Source organism: Clostridioides sp. ZZV15-6597 (genome assembly GCF_020657815.1).
Taxonomy (GTDB): domain Bacteria; phylum Bacillota; class Clostridia; order Peptostreptococcales; family Peptostreptococcaceae; genus Clostridioides.
The window spans coordinates 18,707-38,690 of record NZ_JAGWCT010000036.1; the positions used below are offsets into that span (position 1 = coordinate 18,707).

The 19,984-nt window shown below is 27.6% G+C and carries 17 protein-coding genes and 1 other annotated feature; of the genes, 7 read left to right on the forward strand and 10 right to left on the reverse strand.

Annotation, left to right across the window (positions count from 1 at the left end; genetic code table 11):
• Positions 1-22: 22 nt before the first annotated feature.
• From KGF52_RS10035 to KGF52_RS10055, 5 genes are all read right to left on the reverse strand, one after another.
• The gene (locus KGF52_RS10035; protein WP_227829420.1) at positions 23-1,300 is read right to left on the reverse strand and encodes a sensor histidine kinase; all 1,278 of its coding nucleotides are present in this window, start codon (positions 1,298-1,300) and stop codon (positions 23-25) included.
• Positions 1,284-1,952, reverse strand: coding sequence for a response regulator transcription factor (locus KGF52_RS10040; RefSeq protein ID WP_227434765.1), 669 nt, complete (start codon positions 1,950-1,952; stop codon positions 1,284-1,286). The genes KGF52_RS10035 and KGF52_RS10040 overlap by 17 nt, the downstream gene beginning before the upstream one ends.
• Before the next feature lie 155 nt (positions 1,953-2,107).
• Entirely contained in the window at positions 2,108-4,606 is a 2,499-nt protein-coding gene (locus tag KGF52_RS10045; RefSeq protein WP_227840077.1) for a heavy metal translocating P-type ATPase, read from the reverse strand.
• A 310-nt stretch (positions 4,607-4,916) separates the two neighbouring features.
• On the reverse strand, positions 4,917-5,108 hold the full coding sequence (locus KGF52_RS10050) for a DUF1450 domain-containing protein (RefSeq protein WP_227829422.1): 192 nt from the start codon (positions 5,106-5,108) through the stop codon (positions 4,917-4,919).
• Between the two features lie 117 nt (positions 5,109-5,225).
• A complete protein-coding gene (locus KGF52_RS10055) occupies positions 5,226-5,468 on the reverse strand; it encodes a hypothetical protein (RefSeq protein ID WP_227840078.1) in 243 nt (80 codons plus the stop codon).
• A gap of 214 nt (positions 5,469-5,682) precedes the next feature.
• Between KGF52_RS10055 and typA the strand changes: the two genes are divergently transcribed.
• Complete coding sequence (gene typA / locus KGF52_RS10060; RefSeq protein ID WP_227434769.1) at positions 5,683-7,506, forward strand: translational GTPase TypA; 1,824 nt, start codon at positions 5,683-5,685, stop codon at positions 7,504-7,506.
• 93 nt (positions 7,507-7,599) lie between these two features.
• Here the strand turns inward: typA and trxB are convergent, their stop codons facing one another.
• Entirely contained in the window at positions 7,600-8,508 is a 909-nt protein-coding gene (gene trxB, locus KGF52_RS10065; RefSeq protein WP_227840079.1) for a thioredoxin-disulfide reductase, read from the reverse strand.
• 855 nt (positions 8,509-9,363) lie between these two features.
• Positions 9,364-9,593: a binding site (T-box leader), on the forward strand.
• A 106-nt stretch (positions 9,594-9,699) separates the two neighbouring features.
• On the opposite strand from trxB, the gene thrC reads away from it, so the two are divergent.
• From thrC to KGF52_RS10080, 3 genes are all read left to right on the forward strand, one after another.
• Positions 9,700-11,181, forward strand: a complete 1,482-nt coding sequence (gene thrC / locus KGF52_RS10070) for a threonine synthase (RefSeq protein ID WP_227840080.1) — start codon at positions 9,700-9,702, stop codon at positions 11,179-11,181.
• Between the two features lie 9 nt (positions 11,182-11,190).
• Positions 11,191-12,084 (forward strand): homoserine kinase, encoded by an 894-nt coding sequence (gene thrB / locus KGF52_RS10075; RefSeq protein ID WP_227840081.1) that lies wholly within the window; start codon positions 11,191-11,193, stop codon positions 12,082-12,084.
• 126 nt (positions 12,085-12,210) lie between these two features.
• Positions 12,211-13,269, forward strand: a complete 1,059-nt coding sequence (locus tag KGF52_RS10080) for a nitronate monooxygenase family protein (protein WP_304521583.1) — start codon at positions 12,211-12,213, stop codon at positions 13,267-13,269.
• Positions 13,270-13,575: 306 nt separating this feature from the next.
• Here KGF52_RS10080 and KGF52_RS10085 read toward each other — a convergent pair whose 3' ends face one another.
• On the reverse strand, positions 13,576-14,088 hold the full coding sequence (locus KGF52_RS10085) for a flavin reductase family protein (RefSeq protein WP_227829428.1): 513 nt from the start codon (positions 14,086-14,088) through the stop codon (positions 13,576-13,578).
• Between the two features lie 518 nt (positions 14,089-14,606).
• Between KGF52_RS10085 and KGF52_RS10090 the strand changes: the two genes are divergently transcribed.
• Positions 14,607-15,542, forward strand: a complete 936-nt coding sequence (locus tag KGF52_RS10090) for a magnesium transporter CorA family protein (protein WP_227434774.1) — start codon at positions 14,607-14,609, stop codon at positions 15,540-15,542.
• Positions 15,543-15,634: 92 nt separating this feature from the next.
• Here KGF52_RS10090 and KGF52_RS10095 read toward each other — a convergent pair whose 3' ends face one another.
• The gene (locus tag KGF52_RS10095) at positions 15,635-17,506 is read right to left on the reverse strand and encodes a tetratricopeptide repeat protein (protein ID WP_227829429.1); all 1,872 of its coding nucleotides are present in this window, start codon (positions 17,504-17,506) and stop codon (positions 15,635-15,637) included.
• 190 nt (positions 17,507-17,696) lie between these two features.
• Between KGF52_RS10095 and KGF52_RS10100 the strand changes: the two genes are divergently transcribed.
• Positions 17,697-18,623, forward strand: a complete 927-nt coding sequence (locus KGF52_RS10100) for an AEC family transporter (protein ID WP_227840082.1) — start codon at positions 17,697-17,699, stop codon at positions 18,621-18,623.
• A gap of 138 nt (positions 18,624-18,761) precedes the next feature.
• The gene (locus tag KGF52_RS10105) at positions 18,762-18,908 is read left to right on the forward strand and encodes a hypothetical protein (RefSeq protein WP_227829431.1); all 147 of its coding nucleotides are present in this window, start codon (positions 18,762-18,764) and stop codon (positions 18,906-18,908) included.
• A gap of 115 nt (positions 18,909-19,023) precedes the next feature.
• On the opposite strand, the gene KGF52_RS10110 is transcribed toward KGF52_RS10105, so the two are convergent.
• Both KGF52_RS10110 and KGF52_RS10115 read right to left on the reverse strand, forming a co-directional pair.
• Positions 19,024-19,548 carry a GNAT family N-acetyltransferase gene (locus KGF52_RS10110; RefSeq protein WP_227829432.1) on the reverse strand — a complete coding sequence of 175 codons (525 nt, stop codon included), beginning with the start codon at positions 19,546-19,548 and terminating at the stop codon, positions 19,024-19,026.
• 49 nt (positions 19,549-19,597) lie between these two features.
• Positions 19,598-19,822: a hypothetical protein gene (locus KGF52_RS10115; RefSeq protein WP_227829433.1), complete on the reverse strand. Its 225-nt coding sequence runs from the start codon at positions 19,820-19,822 to the stop codon at positions 19,598-19,600.
• Between the last annotated feature and the right edge of the window lie 162 nt (positions 19,823-19,984).

Below are 19,984 nucleotides of genomic sequence, written 5' to 3' on the forward strand. Positions count from 1 at the left end.
AAATGAACTATTATTGAAACTTCTAATTTTTGAACTCAACTGTAAATACTACAGAGTTTTCCTTATTTTTTATACTATATTCAAACCCATGAGTTTTAAAAATTTGACTGACTATATAAAGACCCAGTCCACTTCCTCCAGTTTTTCTTGAACGAGATTTTTCTATTCTATAAAACGGATTAAATATCTCTTCTAAGTAACGTTTCTCTATAGTTACACCAGTATTTTCAATTTCTAAAATAACTCTTTGATTAGAAGTTTTTTTGTTTATTCGACTGTTTTTATCATAAAGTCTAATTATAAGCTCTGAGCCTTCAGGAGAATATTTTATAGCATTATTTATTATATTATTAATTGCTTTAGTTATTCTCTCTTGGTCTGCCTTAATTTCTAGGTTTTCTTCTATTTGCAAAATAGTTTTCATATGTTTTTCTTCTATTAAAAATACTTGTCTTTTTACCAATCTATTTAAAAGTTCACTTATATTTATAGATACTAGTTTTAAATCTTTTTCTAGTATTTCTGATTTTGAAACCTCTATCATCTCATTTACTAAATCTTTTAGCTCTTGTGTACATTCATATGATTTTTTCAAGTAAGTATCCCTATCTTTATACTTACCTACACTATAAATCATTCCTTCAATTTGACCACTTATTATGGTTATTGGAGTTTTTAATTCATGTGATATAGTTGCAACAAAATCCTTTCTTCTATATTCCTGTTCTCTTTCACTCTCTATTATATTTATAAGAGGTTTTGTTATTACGATTGAATATATATATGCTCCAATAATTGCTATTAATATCGCTATTGATATAATGTATGGCATTAACTTTCTTATGACTTCATTTGCTTCATCAATTGGCTGTAATGGCATAACAAGTTCTAAACTATATGGTCCGTCTTTTGAGTCTTTTGTATATATAGGTATAGATGTTCTATACTCATCTTCAATACTATTAATCATATACTTACTATATCTTAAAATAACTACTTCATTTTTACCATATACAATTTTTCCTTGGTTATCTTTTAATAAAATAGCAAGGTTTTGGTCTTTAGCCATATAATAAAGTCTTTCTTCTAAAGTATATGTATCAAAGTGAATTGAACTATCTACTAGAGACTTTAAGCTTTCTTGAAGAGACTCAATTTTATACTCATGATAATATGATGGCAATAAAAAATATAAAATTAGGTATATTATTAAAGCTAATGCTATTAATAATGATGTTGTTATGGAAAATAATTTATACTTTATACTTAATTTTTCCCACTTATCAAATATCCTTCTCAAGTGTATATCCTATTCCTTTTACAGTTTTAATATATGGTAATGATATTTTTTTTCTTATATTTTTTATATGTGCATCAACAATTCTAGTATCTCCATAATAATCATAACCCCATATACTATCTAAAAGACCTTCCCTAGTTATAACCTGTGGATATTTTTCTATCAAAGCTTTCAATATATTAAATTCTTTTAATGTAAGTTCTATAGGCTCTCCATCTATCTCAGCAATATATGTGTTTAAATCTAACTTTAATTTTTCAAAAACTATAAACTTATCATTTATCGTTTTGTTGCTTCTTCTCAAGATAGCTTCTACTCTTTTAATGAGAAGATTAAATGAAAATGGTTTTGTTATATAATCATCGCATTCTAAATCAAATCCCTTAAGTTGATCTCCTTCATCGTTTAAAGCAGTCAAAAATATAATTGGAACACTTGATGATTTTCTTATCATTTTACAAACTCCATAACCATCTAAGTTTGGCATCATTATATCTAATATTACTAAGTCATAACTTCCTTGCTTAAATTTTTGTATACCTTCTAATCCATCATTTGCTGACTCGACCTGATAGCCTTCTGCACTTAAAAACTCTGATATTAATTCTTGTATGTTTGAATCGTCTTCGATTACAAGTATTGACGAGTTCATCCTATCAATCCTTTCTATTTTAAAATTTCCTATATTACTTATATTTTATCTCATTGTTGTGAATTTTACATGAAAAAAGAGCTATCTTAATTTGTAAATTAATCCTTTTAATTAAAGATAGCTCTTTTAAATACATTTTTGCTTAATTTATTGTTCTAATTTTTTTTATATGCTTTGAAATTTTTAAGTCTAAGTGCATTTGAAACCACTGAAACTGAACTTAAACTCATAGCTGCTGCTGCAATCATTGGATTTAAAAGAGGTCCTCCAAAGATATACAATAATCCTGCTGCTACAGGTATACCAATTGTATTATATCCAAATGCCCAAAATAGGTTTTGCTTTATATTTTTTATAGTTTCATTACTAAGTTTAATCGCAGTTGGAACATCCATCAAATCACTCTTCATAAGCACTATATCTGCAGACTCAATTGCTACATCTGTTCCACTTCCTATTGCTATGCCTATATCAGCTTTTGCAAGAGCTGGTGCATCATTTATTCCATCTCCTACCATTGCAACAAACTTACCTTGATTTTGCAATTTTTCAACTTCTTTTGACTTATCTTCTGGTAAAACCTCTGCTAATACCATATCTATACCTACTTGACTTGCTATAGCATTTGCAGTTTTAACATTATCTCCAGTTACCATCGCAACTTTTATTCCCATATTATGAAGAATATCTATTGCCTTTTTACTACTTTCTTTAACCACATCTGCAACTGCAATTATCCCTGATAAATTTCCATCTACAGCAATATACATAGGTGTCTTACCTTGACTTGCTAGTATATTAGATTTTTCCTCTAAATCTTTAAGGTTGATATTATTGTCGTTCATAAGTTTTCTATTTCCAAGTAATATATTTTCATTATTTATAGTAACTTGTATACCAGCACCTGGTATAGCTTTAAAGTTATCAACTTTTTCAATCTGTATATTTTTCTCTTCTCCATATCTAACTATTGCTTCTCCTAGAGGATGTTCTGAACCTTTCTCTGCACTTGAAGCAATCTTAATTAGGTATTCTTCTTCCACATTATTTAACACAATATCTGTTACTTTTGGTTTTCCTTCTGTTATTGTACCTGTTTTATCAAATATTACTGTATTTACTTTGTGAGCAGATTCTAGTGCTTCCCCACCTTTTATCAGTATTCCATTTTCTGCACCTTTTCCAGTTCCAACCATTATAGCAGTTGGTGTAGCCAATCCTAATGCACAAGGGCAAGCAATTACAAGTATTGATATGAATATAGTAAGTACAAATACTATATCTTTTCCACCTACTAAAAACCACAATAATGATGAGACTATAGCTATTGCAATTACTATTGGTACAAAATATCCAGAAACAGTATCAGCAAGTTTAGCAATAGGTGCTTTTGTCCCCTGTGCATCTTCAACTAATTTTATTATTTGAGCAAGAGCTGTATCTCCACCAATTTTTTCAGCTTTAAATTTAATAACACCATTTTTATTTATACTAGCACCTGTAACTTTACTTCCAATATTTTTTTCTACTGGTATACTTTCACCTGTAAGCATAGATTCATCAACTGATGTATATCCCTCTATTACAACTCCATCTACTGGTATTTTAGTCCCTGGTTTTACTAGTATTATATCTCCTATTCCAACTTCTTCTATAGGAGTCTCTATTTCTTTACCATCAACTATTACTATTGCAGTTTTAGGTTGTAGCCCCATAAGTTTTTTAATTGCTTCTGATGTTTTTCCTTTTGATTTTGATTCTAAATATTTACCAAGTAATATAAGTGCTATTATTATTCCTGCGCTTTCATAATACAACTGATGATGGTGCATACCCTGAATTTGTCCATTTGCTATTTGTATTGTTGTGTATAGACTATATAAAAATGCTGCCAATGTACCAATTGCAACTAAAGAATCCATATTAGGACTTAAAGAAAAAAGTGCTTTAAAGCCATTTATATAAAATTTATATCCAGCTATCATTACTGGTATTACTAAAATCAATTGGGCTAATGCATAATTTAGAGTATTTGTCATGGGATTTAGAATTTCTGGTAAAGGCCATGGTCCTATAGGTTTTATTATCATAGGACCCATTGCTATATAAAACAAAGGTACTGCAAATACTATTGCAACTATGAATTTAATAAATAAAGTATTCATTTCTTTTTCTTTTCTTACTTTATCTTCATCTACATCAACTTTGTTTTTTACTTCTTCTATTGGTTTATAACCAGCTTTTTCTATAGCTGCTTTTATCTGAGATAGTTTTACTTTTGATGGATTATAGTCTATATTAGCTTTATCTGTTGCAATATTTACACTAATACTTTCTACTCCATCCAATTTTTTTACTACTCTCTCTACAGCTTTTGCACAAGCTGCACATGTCATTCCATCAATTTTCATATCAATTTTTTTATTACTTTCTTCCTTTATAATTCCATATCCAGCTTTTTCTACAACTTGTTTTATATCATCAAAGCTAACTTTAGAATTATCATATTCTATCTTAAGTTTTTCAGTAGCTATATTTACACTTTGGTCATATACTCCATCTAATTTCTTAGTTACTCTTTCTACCGCCTTTGCACAAGCTGCACATGTCATACCTGTGATTTTATAATTTTCTACTATTTTATTTGAACTCATAATAAACTCTTCCTCTCTTTCAATATATTTTCAATTAATTTGTATGTTTTATCTTGATATGTAATATTGATAAATTCTTTATTTGGAAATCTATAGTATTTATTATACCCCCTATAGGTATACTTAATCAATATTTTTTTAATAAATAAATTTAATTTAGTTATATTTATTTGTATTTAATAGAAAAGTATACTCATAATTAAATATATACATAAAAAGAGAGCACATAAATTGCTAAATACTTACTCAATTTATATGCTCTCTTTTATATAATTTATTTTCTACTGTAGTTTTTTCTTACATGTATATTTTATTTCTTACATGCTTCAAAAAATTCTTCCTCTGTTTCTTTTATTTCAAGCTCATTATCTATTATTCCTACAGCTTCCTTTTTAAATGCTCTACATTGACCTATACAACCAGTCTTCACATTTTCTTCTCCAACTAAAGTTTTTAACTTATTTACATCCACATTTGAACAGTTTGGACATACTCTTATCATATTTAAGTTCCTCCTAATTAATGTCTAATTAATACTGTTATACCCAAATATAAGTTTTATAAATTTTTTTTTATAATAAATTATTTCCATGTATTCCAATTTATATCAATTTTATTATTACATGTATGGAGGTATCTGTTGTTTTCTTACTATCTCCAATTCTTTAACTTCTATAAGCTTAACTACATTTACTTTATAGTTTTCTTTAGATTTTATATATAAAACATCTTCTTCTATTTTTTTACCCTCAATAAACTTTTTAGACCATCTTAAAAGTTCATCAAAATTATCTACTTCTTCTTTTATGAAAGTATCACTTTCACTGTTAAAATATTTAATGATTATTTTAGTTGCTTCCAATATATATCATCCTCTACTTTTAAATTAGTATTTTCATTTATAAATTTATTATTTGTCTAAAAAAATTTTTTAAACAAAATAAATTTATATATTTGAAATCAACATTTTTACCTAATTTAAATTATATTAATGCATTTTAATCTATTTTTCCTTGTACCTAATAATATATTGTGATATAATTAATAAGTTATTTTAATCGAAGGGAGCAACAAAAATGTCACAAAAACATAAAATTATAAATATCGCAGTTATTGCCCACGTTGATGCAGGAAAATCAACACTAGTTGATGCTTTCCTTTCTCAAAGTGGTGTTTTTAGAGAAAATGAAGTAGTTAAAGACTGCGTTATGGACAGTAACGACCTTGAGAAAGAAAGAGGCATAACTATATATTCAAAAAACTGTGCAATAAACTATCAAGACTATAAAATAAATATAGTTGATACACCAGGACATAGCGACTTTTCTTCTGAAGTTGAACGTGTTATGAAAACTGTTGACACAGTTATTTTACTAGTTGATGCAAGCGAAGGCCCAATGCCTCAAACTAGATTTGTTTTACAAAAATCTTTAGAGTTTGGTTTAAAACCAATACTATTTATCAATAAAATTGATAAAAAAGACCAAAGAGCGGAAGAAGTAGTTAATGAAGTTTTCGATTTATTTGTAGACTTAAATGCAACAGACGAACAATGTGAGTTCCCTATAATATATGGAATAGCTAAACAAGGTATAGCTAAACTTGAAATGGATGATGACAGTGAAGACCTATCTCCACTATTTAAAACTATTGTAAATCATGTTGAAGCTTATCCTGATTACGACAATGAATCTCTACAATTCCAAATATCAGCTCTTGCATATGATGATTATGTAGGTAGACTTGGTATAGGTAGAATCTATAAAGGAACACTTAAAAGCAACGAACAAGTTGCTATTTGTAGAGAAGGTTCTGTTGTATCTAGAGGAAAAGTATCAAGACTTTCTGTATATGAAGGTTTAAAACAAGTTGAAGTGAATGAAGCTACTAGTGGAGAAATAGTTGTTATATCTGGTATTCCTGATATATCTATAGGAGAAACTCTATGTGATTTAGATAATCCACTTCCTATGGAAATGATAAAAATAGAAGAACCTACTCTTTCTATGAACTTCTTAGTAAATGATTCTCCATTTGTTGGAAAAAGCGGAAAATTCGTTACAACTAGACATTTAAAAGACAGACTTGAAAAAGAACTTGAAGTAAATGTAGGACTTAAAGTTGAACCTCTTGATACTACTGATGGGTATAAAGTTTCTGGACGTGGAGAACTTCACTTATCTATACTTCTTGAAAATATGAGACGTGAAGGTTATGAAGTTGGTGTTTCTAAGCCTGAAGTTTTAATGCATAAAGAAGATGGAAAATTAATGGAACCAGTAGAAAGAGTTATTGTAAACTGTCCAGAAGTTTATTCAGGTACTATTATAAATGAATTGAACATGAGAAAAGGTATGATGGAGTCTATGTCAATAGAAGGAGACTATGTAAAAATAGAATTCTTAGCTCCTACTCGTGGTCTTTTAGGATATAGAAGTGAGTTTATAAATGCTACTCGTGGAGAAGGTACTCTAGTTCGTTCATTCGAAAAATTTGAAGAATTTAAGGGTGAAATACCTTCAAGAGGAAATGGTGTCTTAATAGCACAAGGGCCTGGTGTTACTATGGGATATTCTCTTAATGCTTTAAGTGATAGAGCTACAATGTTTGTAGACCCTGGTGTAGAAGTTTATGAAGGTATGATAATTGGTATGAATTCTAGAAAAGATGACATGGTAGTTAATCCTTGTAAAAACAAGAAAATGAGTAACGTACGTGCTTCTGGTTCAGATGATGCTATAAAATTATCACCTCCTAGAATATTCACTCTTGAGGAAGCATTAGAATTTATAGAAGATGATGAATTAGTTGAAATTACACCAGATTCTATAAGACTTAGAAAAAGATTATTAAATGAACATGATAGATTGAGATATAATAAGTCTAGACAAGGTAAATAAATTATAATATCTATTTACTAAAATAGCCATATAATACTTAAAGATATATTTTCTTTATAGTGTTATATGGCTATTTTTATTTAAAAGCTATATTTATTCAATATTTATATAGTTAGCTGCTTGAACAGCTGCAATAGCACCATCTGAGGCTGCTGTTATTATTTGACGTAAAAACTTAGTTCTACTATCTCCTGCTACATATACACCTTCAACTGATGTTGTACAAGATTCATCTGAAACTATATACCCACCTTCATCTAACTCAAGAACATTTTCAAATATTTTATTGTTAGGCTTAAGTCCTATAGCAATGAAAATACCACTTACATCTATAGTTCTTTTCTCCTCAGTTTTTAAGTCTTTTACTTCTATTCTTGATACTGTCTTTTCACCTTCTATTTTTTCTACACCATGACTGTAAAGTATCTCAATATTTTTTCTTGCCTTCACTGACTTTTCTAATACTTCTTCACCTCTAAAATCATCTCTTCTGTGAATTAAGTACACTTTTGTACAATTATTAGCTAAAAATAAAGCATCTTCTAATGCAGTATTTCCTCCACCAACTATTGCAACTTCTTTATTCTTAAAAAAGGCTCCATCACATGTTGCACAATAAGATACTCCTCTACCTGTAAACTCTTTTTCTCCAACACATCCTAATTTACGTCTTTCGACTCCATTTGCAAGGATAACAGCCTTTGCTTTATGCTCTCCTGATGCTGTTTTAACAATTTTTACTTTACCTTCTAAATTTATCTCTTCTACTTCATCAAACTGAATATCAACACCCTGAGCGACTGCTTGATTATATATGTTAGTAGAAAACTCTATACCAGAAATTTTTTGAACTGCTGGATAATTTTCTACCTCAGATGTACTTGCAACTTGACCTCCATAAATATTTTTTTCAAAGACTGTTACACTTAAACCAGATCTCATAGCATAAATTGCTGAAGTTAAACCTGCTGGTCCAGCACCAATTACAATAATATCTACCATGACAATTTACCTCTCTTTATATTATTATTTCTTATATATTATTCTCATTATTATTATACTTTACTATTATTATCCATATATGCTATAAACAAAACATTATTTTTTGTTAGTTTATAGAAAAGATTAATTTGAAAACTGATAGCTATAAATAAAACATCATTTTTTATATATTAACTTTATTTAATAAATATATAAAAAAACTGTAAATAAAAAGTAATTTTTACTTACAGTTCTACTTATTTATATAATTTAAAACCTTATTGGTTATCATTTACAGTGTCTTCTAATATATTGCTTTCTGATATATATGATAGAATTGAAAGTCCATACATAACCAAAACTAATGCTGCTGTTATAAGTACTATTCCCATATTTAATACCTCCTTTTGTTTACAGTATACTCTTATTATGTGAAATACTTGTGAATTTAATTTGAACATATTTGTAATTTTACAATAGTATTTTTTTCAAATTAAAAATTATATACTTTGATTAAGTCAATTACAATTAATTGTTTAAATATTAACGCTATTCATCTATATTTATATGATATACCATATAATTACATTTTTCAAATTAAAGTTTTGTAAACTTTTTTTGTAATATAGTGTAGTATGAAATTGTAATATTACAGATATGTAACTCTTATCTTCTAATTAGTTTTTATTAAAATCCCCTTCATTTCTATGAAAATCCAAGTTTTTATAGATTTAAAAAGGTTAAAAAAATATCCCATTAAAAGTCAATTTGATTACAATTTTTTTACATTTTAAAAAATAATTTTTCCAAATTTTTATATTAATACTTGACTTTGTCTGTTTTATATTCTAGAATAATTAATAATATTAAGAATATTGAAAGGCTTTGATTAGGAAGAGTAAATCTGAATCGGTTACCAGAGAAGGAAACTATTAGCTGAAAAGTTTCTTTAACTAGAAAGATTGAAAACTACCTAGGAGCTTCTATCTGAAGTTATCTTATGATTTTAGTAAGAATAGACGTTTTACTACTTACGTTAAAGTATCAAGTGGATTTTTTAAAATCAATTTGGGTGGAACCGCGGGAAACAGATTCTCGTCCCTTTTTTAGGGATGAGGGTCTTTTTTTATTACCTAAATTCAGTTTTTAAAATATTCTGTATCTAGTTTAATTAGCTAATTAAAAATTTAAAATATATGGAGGATTATAGAAATGTATTATTCAAGTACAAGAGGCACCAAAGAAAAAGTAACTGCATCACAAGCAATAATAAAAGGAATTTCAAACGATGGTGGTCTTTATATTCCAAGTGAATTTCCAAATGTAAAAAATGAACTTATAGATTTAGTAAATTTAACTTATTCCCAAATAGCATTTTTTGTACTTAGCAAATTTTTATGCGATTTTACTGAATCTGAGATTAAGGATTGTATAACAAATGCATATGACGAAAAATTTGATTGTACTAGTATAGCTCCATTAAATAAAGTAAATGATGCTTATTTCTTGGAATTATATCATGGTCCAACTTTAGCATTTAAGGATATGGCACTTACTATAATGCCTCATCTTCTTAAAACATCTATTAAAAAAGATAATTTAGAAAAAGATGTTGTAATTCTTACTGCTACATCTGGAGATACAGGAAAAGCAGCACTTGAAGGTTTTAAAGACATAGACAAGATAAAAATAATTGTATTCTTTCCAGAAGATGGTGTAAGTGCAGTGCAAAAACTTCAGATGAAGACTCAAACTGGAAAAAATACATATGTAGTTGGCATAAAAGGAAATTTTGACGATGCACAATCTGGTGTAAAGAGAATTTTCTCTGATAAGGAATTTAATGAAAAACTATTAGATAGTAATTATATCTTATCTTCTGCTAATTCAATTAACATAGGAAGACTTCTTCCTCAAGTTGCATACTATTTTTATTCATATATGAAATTGGTAGATAGTGATGAAATAAAGTTAAATGACAAAATAAATTTTGTAGTCCCAACTGGTAACTTTGGTAATATTTTAGCTGGATATTATGCTAAACAAATGGGGCTTCCAATAAATAAATTGATATGTGCATCAAATGACAACAATGTGCTTTATGATTTCTTTAAAACTGGTATATATGATAAGAATAGAGCATTGAAATTGACTTCTTCACCTTCTATGGATATATTAATTTCAAGTAATTTAGAAAGATTATTATTTGAAATATCAAATAGAAATACTGAAACTGTAAGCAGACTTCTATCTGACCTTAATGACGATGGAGTTTATAAAATAAATGAAGATATGAAAAAGAATCTGACTTCATTCTATGGTGAATATTCTAATGAGGAAGAAGTTAAAAACACGATAAATAATGTCTTTAAAAATTACAATTATTTAATCGATACTCATACTGCTGTTGCATATAATTGTTATGAAAAATACAAAAAAGAAACTTCTGATGACACAAAAACTGTTGTTGTAAGTACTGCAAGCCCATTTAAGTTTTCTGAAGATGTTTTAAAATCTATAGACTCCAATTTTGGAAATCTTGATGATTTCGCTATAATAGATAGATTATCAAGTATTGCTAAGGTAGATATACCAAAACCTATTAGAAATCTTCAAAATGCAGAAATACTACATAAAGATATTTATGAAAAGGATGAATTAAAAATAGCTATAGCAAAATTCTTAAAGGTATAGGTGATTATTATGTTAGAAATTATAGTTCCTGCAACAAGTGCAAATATAGGTCCAGGATTTGATTGTCTTGGAATTGCTTTAAATATATATAATAAATTTTATGTTGAAGAAATTGAAAGCGGTCTTGAAATAGAAGGTTGCGAAGATGCCTACAAAAATGAAAATAATTTGGTTTATACATCTATGAAATACTTCTTTGATAGACTTAAGCCAGCTAAAATACCTGCTGGTATCAAAATAAAAATCCAAAGTGATGTCCCTATATGTAGAGGTCTTGGTAGTAGTGCCTCTTGTATAGTTGCTGGCGTTATAGCTGCAAATGCTCTATCAAATGCTAATTTAGATAAATGCCAGTTGTTAAATATAGCTTCAGAAATAGAGGGACATCCAGATAATGTTGCTCCTGCTATTTTAGGTAATATGGTTGTTTCTGTTACTGATAATGACAATATACACTACGATATTATAGAAATCCCTAATGAACTCAAATTTTGTGCAATGATACCTAATTTCAAACTGTCAACTGAAAAAGCTAGAGGTGTTTTACCAAAAGAAATACCATATTCTGATGGAGTGTTTAATGTTAGTAGAGTCGCTTTACTCGTGTCTGCACTGTTAAACAAAAACTTTGACCTTCTTAAAGTAGCTTGTCAAGATAAATTGCATCAAGATTATAGGGGTACTTTAATTGAAAACTACAGTGATATTGTTAAAAAATCTGAACAATTAAATAGTATTGGCGTATTCTTAAGTGGAGCTGGACCTACTATAATGGCTTTAATAAAAGAAAATGATGATAATTTCGTGCATAATATGAGAGATTATCTATCAAACTTAAACTCTAATTGGGAAATAAAAGAGTTGTGTTGTGATTCTAAAGGAGCAGTTTTAAATATTCTATAATTATTGTCTCACATATAAAATATAACTACTCTTTTATTATAATTTGTAGTATAATAATTAGGACTAGGTAATAATATTAAGTATTATAATCTAGTTCTTTAAACATGTTTACATTGAGGAGGGATTATCATAAAAGAGTTAATAATTGGAGATTTAGTTGCAAAAGTTCCTATAATTCAAGGTGGAATGGGCGTTGGTATATCTAGATCATCACTTGCTGGTGCTGTTGCTAAGCTTGGTGGTGTTGGTGTAGTTTCTGGAGTTCAAATTGGTTATGATGAGGAAGATTTTGAGACTAACACTATAAATGCAAATTTAAGAGCTATAAAAAAACATATTTCCAGAGCAAAAGAAATTTCAAATGGTGGCATTATTGGCATTAATTTCATGGTGGCTATGAAAGAATATGAAACATATGTAAAAGAAGCTGTTAAAGCTGGTGTAGACCTTATAATATCTGGGGCTGGACTTCCTAATAAACTACCATCTTTAGTAAAAGGAAGTAATGTAAAAATAGCACCTATAGTTTCTACTGCAAAAGCTGCTAGTGTAATCTTAAAAATGTGGGATAGAAAAGAGAAAACTACTGCTGACTTAATAGTTGTTGAAGGTCCAAAAGCTGGTGGTCATCTTGGATACTCTAATGAGGAGCTTGATAACATAGATTCTATAGACTATGATAAGGAATTTGTTGAGATATTAAAAGTTGCAAATAATTATGGAGAAAAATTTGGTAAGAACATTCCAGTTGTTGCTGCTGGTGGTATAACTTCTAGTAGTGATGTAAAAAAATATATCGATATGGGAGCAAGTGGTGTACAAGTTGGTACAAGATTTGTTGCTACTTATGAATGTGATGCACATGAAAACTTTAAAATGGCATATATAAATGCTACAGAAGAAGATGTACACATAGTTAAAAGCCCTGTAGGTCTTCCTGGACGTGCTATAAGAAATAAATTTATAGAAGAAGTTAAAACAAATCGTCCAGAGATAAAAAAATGTTACAACTGTTTGATTCCTTGCAATCCAAAAGAAACACCATACTGTATTTCTCAAGCATTAATTAATGCTGTTAAAGGAGATGTGGAAAATTCACTTTTATTCTGTGGAAATAATGCGTATAAAATTGATAAGTTAAGCTCTGTTGAAGATGTTATCAATGAATTAATTTCTGAATTATAATTTGAAAACTTACAAATTAAAATTTTATCAAGCTAAGGATTTTTAAATATGTTACTAATCAATCTATATTAACATATTTATATCCTTAGCTTCTTTATATTCTCATCTTTATTAGATGCTATATAAATATAATTTACACCATTATTAATATTGTATTTAAAAATTTCACTTGCTCTTACTCAATTTATTTTCCATCAACTGTAGAAAATCTCATCTATAAAAACTCAATCACTTACATATCATAATTAAATTTTCTTTGCTTTCTATAATACTAATTACTGATATAATCCTATCATTACATATTATTTAATCTTCTTTTACAAGTACATTTGTTATTTCAGCTACATATAGAGTATGATAATCTTTTTTTGGATACCATCTTCCATCTATCTCTTCATCAATAAAACATTGTGGGTCAATTTTTTGGCAGTGCATTTTTTTACATATAATAGCCAACTTTGCCTCTTTAAAATAAGGTGTATCATTTAAATGTTCTACATTAAATCCTGTTTTAGATATTTTATCCTCTTCTCTACCAGACACTTTACCACAATAAGAAAGTTCTTTACGAAAATCTTCGTCAAAAAAAGTAAGAGAAAATGTATCTGTACTATCTATAAATTCTTTAGTATAACGTTGTGGTCTTATTACTACAAAAGCAACATTTTTCCCCCACATAACTCCAAGTCCACCCCAACTAGCAGTCATTGTATTTACTTTACCTTCTTTTTCAGCTGTTATCAATGTCCAGTCTTTACCTATCAACTTAAATGGATTGCTTTTAATTTCCTCTGACATAATCTCTTTAAATTCACTCATATCTCTAATAACCTCTCATTCTCTTATATTGATAATACTTTTATTTTCATCATAAATTATTACTAGAATTTACTTTGGAAAATAAAGTATCTTTTATTAAAATATATTATAAAGGAGTAAGGATATAGATACCTATTCATTTTCTAATATATTTAATATTTTCACTCAGAATATATATATACTTTATCTATGCTAAATATGACTATTACGTTTTACATGTAAATTATGTCAAAAATATCATTTAACTAAATCAAAACTTGATTTATATACCTGGAAAAGGTATTATATTAAAGAGTGCTTAAAATACTTCTTTTGTATATAGGCATGTATAAAATAATAAATAAGGAGAGTGATGAGCAATGGATACTAGTCCGTTGCGGAGAGAATTTTTTACAATTTCATCACTTAATAATATCTAAATTTAAAACTAATACGATATTCAGTTATATAAATTAGTTAATTAATAGATACTATTAAATGATGAGATTTATATAAAACTGAATAAAGGATGTGTTGCCATGATAAGATATTACAAAACTATAGATTCAAAATTAGAGAAACTTAGTTTTTTTGAAGATGGCTGTTGGATAAATCTTGTTGAACCTAATCATAGTGAAATCAACGAAATTTCTAATTTATTAAATATAGATGTAGAAAGTATAGAATCTGCACTAGATGAAGAAGAGCGCTCAAGAATAGATGTTGAAGACAATCATACTCTTATACTTATAGATATACCAGTAGACGAAAGTGACTCTAATTCTTCTCATTATACTACAATACCTTTAGGTATTATAATAACTCAGGAAGCTATTATAACAGTTTGTAATGCACAGACTAAGATTTTAAATGACTTTATAGTTGGTCATATTAAAGATTTTTTTACATTTAAAAAAACTCGCTTCTTGCTTCAAATTCTTCACAAAAATGCAGCTTATTACTTGCATTACTTAAGAAAAATAAATAAAATGACAATCATAATAGAGCGAGAAATTTACAAATCTATGAAAAACAAAGAACTAGTACAACTATTGGAATTAGAAAAGTCTTTAGTATACTTCTCTACCTCTTTAAAATCCAATGAGTTAGTCTTAAACAAGATGGTTAGAACTGCTGGTATAAAGAAATATCCAGATGATGAAGACCTCTTAGAAGATGTTATAGTCGAAAATAGACAGGCTCTTGATATGGCTAAAATATATGGAGATATATTGAGTAGAATTATGGATGCTTTCAGTGCAATTATAAGTAATAATCAAAATAATGTTATGCAATTTTTAACAGTAGTTACACTAATTTTCTCAATACCTACAATAATATCAGGATTCTTTGGTATGAATGTTATCAATATGCCATTTTCTGATAATCCAAATGGATTTTGGATAATTATGCTCATTACTTCTATAATATGCATAATAATTACATTTTTTATGTCAAGAAACAAGCTATTATAAAAATTAATAAGAGAAAGCCATTAGAGTTAATTGATTTACATTTACTCCAATGGCTTTTATTTATTTTAAAAACACTCTTTTTATCAGGTTTTTTAATTATCATATTCTTCATCTATACTCATTTCAGTTTCAAGACCTTCTAGCATTGAATCTAAGCTTTCTTTTATGTTCAATATATAAATTGGAACATATTCTTCTTCATCAACTATTTCTTCTTGTAATTTAAATGGTGGAATTAATACTTCATCAAAGTTTATATTTAGTTTAGGGAAATCTTCTATTATTTCTCCACAGTTATCATATTCTTCATCTGCTAGAGAAATATACATATCTAAACTTTTTTTGTAGTAAAGTCCTGCAAGCATATATTCACACTTCTTACTCCCAAATTTAATACCTTCTTTATAATATTTTTCAGCTTCTGCATCATCATTTAATTTTAAATAAATTTGCCCTAAATTATATATTGATTCGACACAACCTTGTGCTCTAGCCTTCTCATACCAGTATTTAGAATTAACATAATCTTTGTAAAACATATCATAAATAAGTCCTACCATGTGTTGAGCATATACATTATTTTCATTAGCAGGTGCGTCAAGCATCATTTTAGATTCTTCTAGTTTTCCTTCTCTAAAATAAATTCTACCTAAATGTATACGTGCATTCATATGATTTTTACTACTTGCCATCTCAAAGTACTTTCTAGCATTTTTAGTATTTCCTAAACTCTCATATATACATCCCAATCTATAGCTAGATTTGGTATCTCCATTTTCAGATGCTTTTTTATACCAACTTATAGCTTCTTCTATGTTATTTAAATCTTCATATATATTCCCTAATTTTATTTGACAAGATACATTATTTGGAATTCTAGAATAATACGAAACTGCTTTTTCTATATCTTGATTTTGATAATATAAGTCTCCAAGATTCTCAAGAGAACTTTTACATCCAACAGCTATAGCATCTTCATAGTACTTTATAGCATTTTCATAATCTTTTTCTTCAAAATATATACCTGCTAAATTGTTTTTAGCTTCTGTTATATCATCTTCTGCTGCCATTTTATAATAAGTCTTTGCTTTTTCTATCTCATTTTCTCTATTATATAAATTTGCAAGTCTATATTTAGAAAGTGTGTGATTTTTTTCTATTGCTTTTTCATAATAATAAATTGCGTCTCCTAATTCTTCTTTTCTATCATATACATATGCAAGTCTATACTCAGATTTTACATCTTCTCTATCTGCACTCTTTTTATAATATCTCTCTGCTTCTTCCAAATTATCATTGATTTCCATAATCATACCTAAGTTAAAACAACCCTTCATATGACCTGACTTATATAATTGCTTATATAGACTTACTGTGGACTTATTGTCCTTCTTCTTTCCATTTAATATTGCTAGATTATATTTCGCATCATCATCTAAAAGTACAGAACCTTTTTTATAATATTCATATGCCTCATCATCTTTTTCTAAAAATGTATACAATACTCCTAGATTAAAACAAGCTTTCCCGAGATTATTATCTGCTGCTTCTTTTAACCACTTTTCGCATCTTATAAAATCTTTCATTTTAAAATGGCATACACCTAAATTATTTTGTGCTTGTAAGTATCCTATAGTAGCTATTTTCTCATACCAGTATATAGCATACTCATATCCATCTAATCTATAATACATATTGCCTAAATCAAATGCAGCATCTTCACTTCCATTCTTATATGCCATTGAATACCATTTTTCTGCTTCTTTAAATTGCTTTTTATTTTCATATATATTTCCCAAAGTATATTGAGATTTTACATAATTATCTAATGCTGCACTTTTATATAATTCTATTGCACTTTCTGTCTTTCCCATCTTTTCAAAAAGAGCTCCCTTAGTATGTATAACTTTTGGGTCACTAGATATATTTTTTATTTTTCTTATAGAAAATTTTGTGTTTTTCATTATTCGCTACCTACCCATTTTATAAAATATATTCTCTCAAACATTATTATACATTATAAACCATAATTAATGCTATAATATTGAATTTTTACCTTTTGTCACTATATTGTAATATTGAATTTTAAATTTTATAATCATTAGATTTTATTATTGAGTTGGTATATAATGTATATATAGGGGGGGACATTTTATGAATTTCAGCAATATTTTTATTCAAGTTGCAGTTTTATTTATAATTATTTTAGTAGGATATTTTGTCAGAAAATTCAACTTATTAGATGAACACTGTACATCTAAACTTTCAAATTTGACAATGACTATTTTTTTACCATCTATGATAATTAGTTCTATGCAGATTAACTTTGATAATAAAATGATACAAAAAATACTACTATTATTATTTATATCTTTAGTTATGTATATAGTTTCTATTATAATTGCTTTTTTGTTAAAATACATTTTAAAATGTGAAGATGCAAAAGACCTGGGGATATATCAGTATATAGTCGTTTTTTCAAATGTAGCTTTCATGGGTTATCCTGTAATTGAAGCAGTTCTAGGCCATGAGGCTATATTCTACACTGCTATTTTTAATCTACCATTTAACTTGTTTTCTTTTACTTTGGGAATTTACTTATTATCTAAAGGGAGCACCACTAAAGGATTTTCAATGAAATCACTTATAAGCCCTGCTACAATAGCAGTAGTTATTGGTTTATTTTTATTTATAACAGGACTTAGATTACCTCAGTTTATAAATGATCCACTTAAGATGTTAGGAAACATGACTACACCAATATCGATGATTATTATTGGTAGTTTGCTTGCTAATTCTTCAGCAATAGATTGTTTTGTAAATAAAAGATTATATCTAGTTACTATTGTAAGATTATTAGTACTTCCTGTGATTATATACTTTATTCTAAAAGGGTGGGTTAATGATAAAATGATTTTAGCTATACCAGTAGTAATTTCTTCTATGCCTGCTGCTGCAAATACTGCTATATTTGCCAATCAATATGACTCTAATGTAACATTAGCCTCACAATGTGTATTTTTTACGACATTATTTTCAATTATATCAATACCTTTTATAAGTATTTTTTTACTATCTTGATTTATTCTTTTATGTATTATATAATAATAGACTCAATAAATTACAAATATAAACAATTTATTATAGTATATTGATGGAATTTTTTCCTAGATATTTGTCAATAATATCTATATGTATGATAGAATAGGAGGCTTAAATATGGATATAGATTTAATCTTTAAAGTAGTATTTGCTATAGTTGCTATAGGCGTTTCTGTAAAAATTATAAAAACCGTTGCTAGTCTAGCTTTTAAGGTAGCTTTGATATTACTAATAATTCTATTTGTATATAGAATGTTTTTATAAATTTTCGATAATAACGTTTTTAAAATATAATAGGGAAGTAATATTAAATTATCTTTAATGAAAATTCTTTATTAATAGATAATCTACTACACTTCTCTATTTTTATTGGAATGAGTTAAATTAAATCTTTATTATATCTTCCCATCATATAAACATCTTCAAATTTTCCATCTCTAATTACAGCATATTTTTTAGTTCCTTCTATTTCAAATCCCAGTTTTTTGTATAAATTTAGCCCCTTTTCATTGTCTACAATTACCTCTAATCCTACTCTCATCAACTTAATCCAATTGTCTGCTATGTCTAAAAGTTGTTCCATAAGCTTTTGACCTACTCCCATACCATGATACTTTTCATCAACAGTTATTCCTAGTTCTGCACTATGTCTTAATCTTGGAGATGGATTCACATGTAAACCAGCAAAACCGATTACATTTTTTTCTCCATCATTATCAATTTCAGCCACAAGCATATAATCATTTTCACCTAGAGAATCTAGCATAGCTATAGTTTTATCCAGTCTATCACTCATTAATGCTAGTGTATTTCTCATAACATTATATGCTCTTCTCATTTCATTAATCGATTGTGCATCTTCCCTTCTTACTGGTCTTATTATTATATCTAATGCTTTACTCATACTGGATTCCCCCTTATATCCCTCATTTTAAATTAATACTTTATAATTTTTATTTTATACTGCTTAAATCTATGTATGCTTCTATCTGAGGTATATATATCATATTATCTTTTATATGTGTACTTCCAAACTCTTTTAGTTCAGTCCCTTCTTTATCTTTAGTTATTTTGTATTTAATTGATTCTTCTCCTTCGTTTACTTCAGCATGAAAAAACATCCCTTCATATTGTTTAAATCTAAAATTAAAATTATCTTTAGTAAGCTTTATTATCATAATATTTTTTACTCCTTATACAATTAATATTTTTAATTATTATTAGTTATACATAAATTGTTTATTCATATGAATATATTATAACTTATCATTTATTTAGTATAAAGCCATAAATATAAATAACTATACCTATGTTACAATCTAACTTTAATTGATATATAA

Bases quoted from the DNA above. Each gene is read 5' to 3' on its own strand.
- KGF52_RS10050 (WP_227829422.1), bottom strand. From the start codon at position 5,108: ATGATAAGAGTATGTCCAAACTGTTCAAATGTGGATGTAAATAAGTTA.
- KGF52_RS10095 (WP_227829429.1), bottom strand. From the start codon at position 17,506: ATGAAAAACACAAAATTTTCTATAAGAAAAATAAAAAATATATCTAGT.
- KGF52_RS10090 (WP_227434774.1), top strand. From the start codon at position 14,607: ATGATAAGATATTACAAAACTATAGATTCAAAATTAGAGAAACTTAGT.
- KGF52_RS10105 (WP_227829431.1), top strand. From the start codon at position 18,762: ATGGATATAGATTTAATCTTTAAAGTAGTATTTGCTATAGTTGCTATA.
- trxB (WP_227840079.1), bottom strand. From the start codon at position 8,508: ATGGTAGATATTATTGTAATTGGTGCTGGACCAGCAGGTTTAACTTCA.
- thrC (WP_227840080.1), top strand. From the start codon at position 9,700: ATGTATTATTCAAGTACAAGAGGCACCAAAGAAAAAGTAACTGCATCA.
- thrB (WP_227840081.1), top strand. From the start codon at position 11,191: ATGTTAGAAATTATAGTTCCTGCAACAAGTGCAAATATAGGTCCAGGA.
- KGF52_RS10040 (WP_227434765.1), bottom strand. From the start codon at position 1,952: ATGAACTCGTCAATACTTGTAATCGAAGACGATTCAAACATACAAGAA.
- KGF52_RS10110 (WP_227829432.1), bottom strand. From the start codon at position 19,548: ATGAGTAAAGCATTAGATATAATAATAAGACCAGTAAGAAGGGAAGAT.
- typA (WP_227434769.1), top strand. From the start codon at position 5,683: ATGTCACAAAAACATAAAATTATAAATATCGCAGTTATTGCCCACGTT.
- KGF52_RS10100 (WP_227840082.1), top strand. From the start codon at position 17,697: ATGAATTTCAGCAATATTTTTATTCAAGTTGCAGTTTTATTTATAATT.
- KGF52_RS10045 (WP_227840077.1), bottom strand. From the start codon at position 4,606: ATGAGTTCAAATAAAATAGTAGAAAATTATAAAATCACAGGTATGACA.
- KGF52_RS10115 (WP_227829433.1), bottom strand. From the start codon at position 19,822: ATGATAATAAAGCTTACTAAAGATAATTTTAATTTTAGATTTAAACAA.
- KGF52_RS10085 (WP_227829428.1), bottom strand. From the start codon at position 14,088: ATGAGTGAATTTAAAGAGATTATGTCAGAGGAAATTAAAAGCAATCCA.